The 3,961-nt window shown below is 53.3% G+C and carries 4 protein-coding genes; all 4 read left to right on the top strand.

Features of this window, described 5'->3' with window-relative positions; all coding sequences use genetic code 11:
• On the top strand, positions 1-2,233 hold a 2,233-nt coding region (locus QNK41_RS11195), incomplete at its 5' end, for an ATP-binding protein (RefSeq protein ID WP_319256762.1).
• A gap of 26 nt (positions 2,234-2,259) precedes the next feature.
• Entirely contained in the window at positions 2,260-2,895 is a 636-nt protein-coding gene (locus QNK41_RS11190; protein ID WP_319256760.1) for a response regulator transcription factor, read from the top strand.
• 176 nt (positions 2,896-3,071) lie between these two features.
• A complete protein-coding gene (locus QNK41_RS11185; RefSeq protein WP_319256759.1) occupies positions 3,072-3,470 on the top strand; it encodes a response regulator transcription factor in 399 nt (132 codons plus the stop codon).
• Between the two features lie 283 nt (positions 3,471-3,753).
• Positions 3,754-3,961 (top strand): hypothetical protein (locus tag QNK41_RS11180; RefSeq protein ID WP_319256757.1); only part of this gene is annotated, 208 nt, incomplete at its 3' end.

Here is a 3,961-nt window from a genome sequence, read left to right as displayed (position 1 = left end):
GTGGAGCATGAATGCCATGCAGGCGTTTCAGCCGTATGGTGATCGGGTCGATGTTATCGATCTTACAGGGCTCCCGATGCCGACGATCCGCGAGAGGGTCGCCCACCTGCCGCCGCGATCCTTGGTCATGTACATTACGCTCCTTGAAGATGGGGCGGGAAGTAAGTTCACTGCGACCCAATCGGCTTTCCAAATTTCAGGGACCGCCAATGCCCCGGTCTACAGTTTCTGGGACCTGATGCTCGGTCACGGTATCGTCGGCGGTTATCTAAGCAGTGCCGAGGAAAAGGGCAGGGCCGCAGCGGCGTTGGCATTGCGTATTTTGAATGGAGAGCAGCCGTCCGACATCCCGCCCGCCAATGAAGACTCATTGAAGGCCAAGTTCGACTGGAGAGAGCTGAGGCGTTGGTCCATCAAAGAAGAATTGCTGCCGCCGGAAAGTATTATCAAATTTAAAAGGTTCAGCACATGGGAAAGCTACAAAAGCTGGATCATCGGCGGATTTGTTCTGATTGTTTTCCAGGTGCTGGTCATTGCCTACCTGTTATATCAGCGATGGACTCGCATCCAGACGGAGCAAACGCTTGCGGATCAGTTGGCTTTTGAGAGGTTCTCTGCTCAACTATCCAGTGAGTTTATCCGCCTGCCGGCAGACCGAACCGAATCGACGATTCTTGAGAGCCTCGCCCGGGTGGGTGCGTTGTTGGCGGCCGATCGGGTATTCGTGTTTCAATTCAACTGGGATAAAACCCGTTTCGTCATTTCGCATCTCTGGGAATCCAATGGCGCGGAACCCGATCAGGTGGTACGCGGATCGGTCGTCAAGGACTTTATCCCCTGGGTTTATATCAATCTGATCAACGGTCAGGATATCATTGTCAACGATGTGGAAAAGCTGCCTGACATGAAGGCGATTGAGGAGTACGAATACTGCCGGCAGATCGGCATCCGTTCGTTTGTGATCATTCCGGTGCAGGTGGCTGATGCACCGCTTTGTGCCATTGGTCTGGATGCCATCCAGGCTCGCAGAGACTGGCCGACAGAGACCATCGACCGTTTGCGCCTGTTCGGAGAAATCTTTGCCAACGCCATCGACCGGCAGCATTCGGATAAGCGGGCTAAATCCACCGAATGGAAATTCCGGACGATGGCTGACCATACCTACGACTGGGAGTACTGGCAAGCAGCGGATGGATCAATGGTGTATGTATCGCCATCCTGTGAACGCATCAGCGGCTACCCTCCGCAGGACTTCATGCGATCTCCTGAATTGCTCATGGAAACAATCGTACCCGAAGACCGCAACATCTGGGTCGGACACCGCTGCAATATCCCCAGACAATCAGAAACCGAATCGCTTCTCCAGTATCGCATTCAGCACCGGGACGGCGACATACGCTGGATCGAACACGCCTGCCAACCAGTATTTGGACCCCAGGGGAGGGATCTGGGCGTGCGCGGCAGCAACCGCGACATCACCCAAAGGCAATTGCTTAGATCGGAATCTAAAGAGCTGCAAACCGAATTGGCCCACATCGACCGCGTGGTCACCATCAGTGCCATGACCTCGGCGCTGGCCCATGAAATCAACCAGCCGCTGGCCGCCATGCGCAGTTATGCGCAGGCCGCCCTTCGTTTCCTGGATGCGGACGAAACCGACAACGCCAATATACGCAAGGCGTTGCAGGGTATCGTCGCGGACAACAAACGGGCCTCGGCGGTGGTCAACCGGCTGAGAGACCTGGTGAAGAAAAAAAAGACACGCAAAGAAAAACTGGATATCAATCGGGCCATCAAAGATGTGCTGATGCTCACCAACAGTGAGGTCGTTATGCGCAACACCGAGATACAAACCGACCTTGACCCCTCTGTTCCAGCTTTCTACGGCGATGCTGTTCAACTCCAGCAGGTGGTCATTAACCTGTTGACCAATGCAATGGATGCCATGAATGAGGTGCCCGTCGAGCGACGCACCATCATGATCACTACGAGATTGGAAAAGACCGGGCACCTGGTGATGTCGATTGCCGACGCAGGGCAGGGGATTGCCCCCCATCAACTGAAGGACATTTTCACTCCCTTCCACTCCACCAAAGCCCAGGGACTGGGGTTGGGACTCGCCATCAGCAAATCAATCATCAACTCTTTTGGCGGCAGTATTACGGCTGAAAACAACCCGGGTGGGGGCGCAACTATGGCTCTGGTTCTCCCGGTGGCTGACCCGGGCATCTGATTACCATGGCAAACATCGGAGGAGCTATGCCAACAGACGAACCGATTGTCTATGTCGTCGACGACGACGTTTCCATCAGGGATTCCTTGAGTCTGCTGTTGCAGTCGGCAGCCTATGATGTGCAGACATTTGCTTCTGCAAAGGAGTTCCTTGACGCGGTGACTGATTTGCAGCGACCGGCATGTCTGATATCGGATGTAAAAATGCCGGGTATCAGCGGCCTCGACCTGCAGGATGAGCTGGAGGCGGCAGCGTGCCCCCTTCCAATGATATTTATCACCGGCCATGGTGACATTCCCATGTCCGTCAAGGCCATCAAAAAAGGCGCGGTCGAGTTCCTTCCCAAACCGTTTGATGACGGGACATTGTTGGCGGCCGTCAAGGAAGCCCTGACCAAAGGCGAGCAAAACCTTACCCGACACAATGAAAAAAGCCACATCCGCCAGCGGTTGGACACCCTCACACCAAGGGAGCGTGAAATCCTGACCTACCTCATCGCCGGCTTGTTGAACAAACAGATCGCCTATGAATTGGACATCGCCGAACGCACGGTCAAAGCCCATCGCAAACAGGTCATGGTCAAAATGGGCGTCGATTCCATCGCCGAACTGGTTCGGTTGACCGAGAAAGCCGGTATCAAACCGGCGGGTACCAGCCCCTGATCCTTCCTGCTCAACGCTAACCACCACATTCAGACCACTTACCCCAATCTATTCTGAGCCGCCGTTATTGCACCAAAGTGCAATGCACCAAGGTACAATTGTTTTGCTCGATTCCATCGCTTAAAGTTTAGACACGTTGATTTTTCCTTACCGACCCATCGAAAAAAGAGGGTGCTGTGGCGGATGATACCAGCATATGTGTTTACGTAATCGATGATGATGAATCGATAAGAAATTCATTGAAGATGCTGCTGTTTTCGGCAGGGATTAAGGCCATGACCTATAAATCCGCCGAGGCATTTTTGAATTCCGATATTCGGGAACACAATACATGCGTGGTTACCGACTTCAAGATGCCGGGGCTTGGCGGGCTGGGTCTCCAACAGCAGCTCACCGAGAAAGACATACGCATTCCGATGATTTTCTTGACAGCCTTGGATTCAGAAGAGGATCGGGAGCAGGCCTTCGTTAGCGGTGCCGTGGGGTTTTTACGCAAGCCGGTGGATGATCAGGCACTGCTGGACGCTATTCACTGGGCCTTGAGCGGCTCTTGTACAACGCGCGAGCGGGTCTGAGCATTACTGACACCCAAATTGAGCGTTTCAAATTTTTTAGGATGATAGATCGTGTTCATTTAATTGAATATTTCCGCAAACTATCCTGAAAAATGTGAAACCCGTTGGGATTGCCGATCTCACCGCATCTACGGCGTTAGATGCCTTCCCGCATAGGCGACTATAGCGGAAAGATATCTTCCTTGTATCTGCGGTAAGCTCGACAATCGCTCAGCTTGGGTGACATTGTATGCAATCAAGCGTGCATTGCGGTTGGCGCGTATTCCAATATCAAAGGACACACATGATGATTCGTTTAAAATGGGTTTCTCTGGTTATGGTCATTTTGATGTGCACCCTCTTCCCGCTCACGGCAGCCGCCGAAGATTCACCGGCCGGCACTTCAGAGGACGCTGGCGGCGGTCAACAATTATCCATGTTTGTCGGCAATACCCAGGACAGTTCGGAGAACGGCCTCTCCGTGGGTCTGGAGTATGAGTACCGGTGGACCC

The organism is Desulfosarcina sp. (assembly GCF_033791525.1).
Taxonomy (GTDB): domain Bacteria; phylum Desulfobacterota; class Desulfobacteria; order Desulfobacterales; family Desulfosarcinaceae; genus Desulfosarcina.
The sequence above is the reverse complement of the archived record's forward strand: the minus strand, read 5'-3'. Positions and strand labels throughout refer to the sequence as shown.